Here is a 2,061-nt window from a genome sequence, read left to right on the forward strand (position 1 = left end):
AGGAGCAATGGGCTGCAAGCCCATTGCGGGGGACACGAGCGGAGCAGAGCACCCCGCCGGACTGATCTCGCGCCAATTCGCTCCAAGAGGGCCTACGCCGCCTAGCCCCCCGCCCAAGCCGTCAGCACCTCACACCCCTCGGGCGTCACCGCCACCATGTGTTCCCACTGGGCAGACAGCGATCCGTCCTTGGTCACCACGGTCCACCCGTCGGCCAGTTGCCTGGTGCCACGCTGGCCTGCGTTGAGCATCGGCTCGATGGTGAACACCATGCCCGCCTCCAGCGTGAGCCCTTCGCCGCGTTGCCCGTAGTGCAACACTTGCGGGTCATCGTGGTAGATCTGACCAATGCCGTGCCCGCAGTATTCGCGCACCACGCTGAAATGCGCACGGTGCGCGACCGACTGGATGGCGTGCCCCACATCACCCAGCGTGGCGCCAGGCTTGACCTGCCCGATGCCGGCCAGCAAGGCTTCGTAGGCCGTCTCCACCAGGCGCCGTGCCAAGGCGCTGGGGGCGCCGACGAAGTACATGCGGCTGGTGTCGCCATACCAGCCATCCTTGATGACGGCCACGTCGATGTTGACGATGTCGCCGTTTTTCAAGATCGTGCTGCGCGAGGGGATGCCGTGGCAGATCACCTGGTTGACCGAGGTGAGGATGGTCTTGGGGTAGCCAAGGTAGCCCACGTTGGCGGGCGTGGCGCCCTGGATGTGGACGATGTGCTCGTGGCAAAGCTGGTCCAGGGTGTCGGTGCTGACGCCGGGCACCACATGCGGCTCGATCATGCGCAGCACCTCGGCCGCGAGCTGGGCCGCCTGGCGCGCCATGTCGATGTCTGCCGCGCCATGGATGAGCACGCCGTGCGCCATCAGTGTTTGCCTTTGGGCGCCGTGCTGGCGCGTGGCTTGCCTTGCGGGGCGTTGAGTGCGCTGACAAGATCCAGGCCGCCGGCCAGCTCTGCCTGAACCAGCAGCCGACAGATCTCCCTGTGGTCCAGGTCCGGGTGCATCTCGGCCAGCATGCCGACTTTCATCCAGTGCTCTGCTTGCGCGTTGATGGACCGGTCCAGCGCGTTGCCTGCCACGCGTAGGTTCTCGTGCATGGACTCTGAGATTTTGACGATGCCCATCGGCTGGCCCCAGTTGAATATATGAAGTATATACGATTCATATATCCGCATCAAGCCAAGGTCTGCAGCGTCGCGTCGATGCGTTGCAACGCCTCCAATCCCCCCAACGCCACCCCCACATCATCCCGACTCGGCACCCGCGCCTCATCCACATTGATCCGCACCAGCCGCGCATTCGCATAGATCAACATCTGCTGGCTGAAGTTGCGCACCGAGGGCACGGCCGTACCGGCGCCAATCTCCACCACCACAGGCTTGCGCACCTGAGCCAGCCAGCCCTCCAGCCTGAGTGATTGGGCCTCGCTGCGCGCGGGCAGCCATAGCGGGTCACCAAACATGAGGATGTTGGGCCGCGCCAGGCCGCCGCAGTGCGGGCACGTTGGCATGGCGTTGCGCAACACGCCCCGAGCTTCATCCACATCGGGCACAAAGTCATCAGCCGGCCAGATGGCATCGGTGCAGGTGCTCAGGCACTGCAGGTGGTGGATGGAGCCGTGGCATTCGTACACCCGCTCGGGGTCGAAGCCGGCTTTCTGGAACTGGCCGTCTACATTGCTGGTGAACACGGTGGCGCCGGCGTTCATGCCTTTGGCCCAGCGTTGCAGGATGCCGAAGCCGGCATGGGGTTGGGTGGCGCGGTAGAGCGCCAGGCGGTGGCCGTAAAAGCCCCAGGCGAGCTCGGGTGTGCGGCCAAAGGCCCGCGGGTTGGCCACGTCCATGAAGCCCAGGCCGGCGCGGCCCAGCGCGGGGTAGGCCTTCCAGAAGCCCTCGGGCCCGCGGAAGTCCGGCAGGCCTGAATCGGCGCCCATACCGGCACCCGCTGCCACGATCAGGCCGTCGGCCTGGTCGATGATCTCGGCCGCGTGGCGGATGAGGCCCCGCAGTGCTTCGGGGATGTCATCGGGTGTTGCGGCTTGATGGGGCATGGG

Annotated in this window: 3 protein-coding genes; all 3 read right to left on the reverse strand. The window is 65.8% G+C overall.

Going from position 1 to position 2,061, the window contains the following annotated elements:
* Positions 1 to 101: 101 nt before the first annotated feature.
* Genes map through EPO09_RS19700 form a run of 3 tightly spaced genes read right to left on the reverse strand, consistent with a single transcriptional unit; the run spans position 102 to position 2,058 of the window.
* Entirely contained in the window at positions 102 to 872 is a 771-nt protein-coding gene (map, locus tag EPO09_RS19690) for a type I methionyl aminopeptidase (protein ID WP_290645842.1), read from the reverse strand.
* Positions 872 to 1,132 carry a ParD-like family protein gene (locus EPO09_RS19695; protein ID WP_290645844.1) on the reverse strand — a complete coding sequence of 87 codons (261 nt, stop codon included), beginning with the start codon at positions 1,130 to 1,132 and terminating at the stop codon, positions 872 to 874. The genes map and EPO09_RS19695 overlap by 1 nt, the downstream gene beginning before the upstream one ends.
* A 50-nt stretch (positions 1,133 to 1,182) precedes the next feature.
* Positions 1,183 to 2,058, reverse strand: a complete 876-nt coding sequence (locus tag EPO09_RS19700; protein WP_367200096.1) for an NAD-dependent deacetylase — start codon at positions 2,056 to 2,058, stop codon at positions 1,183 to 1,185.
* Positions 2,059 to 2,061: the final 3 nt, after the last annotated feature.

It is taken from the genome of Aquabacterium sp., assembly GCF_004297345.1.
Taxonomy (GTDB): domain Bacteria; phylum Pseudomonadota; class Gammaproteobacteria; order Burkholderiales; family Burkholderiaceae_C; genus Aquabacterium.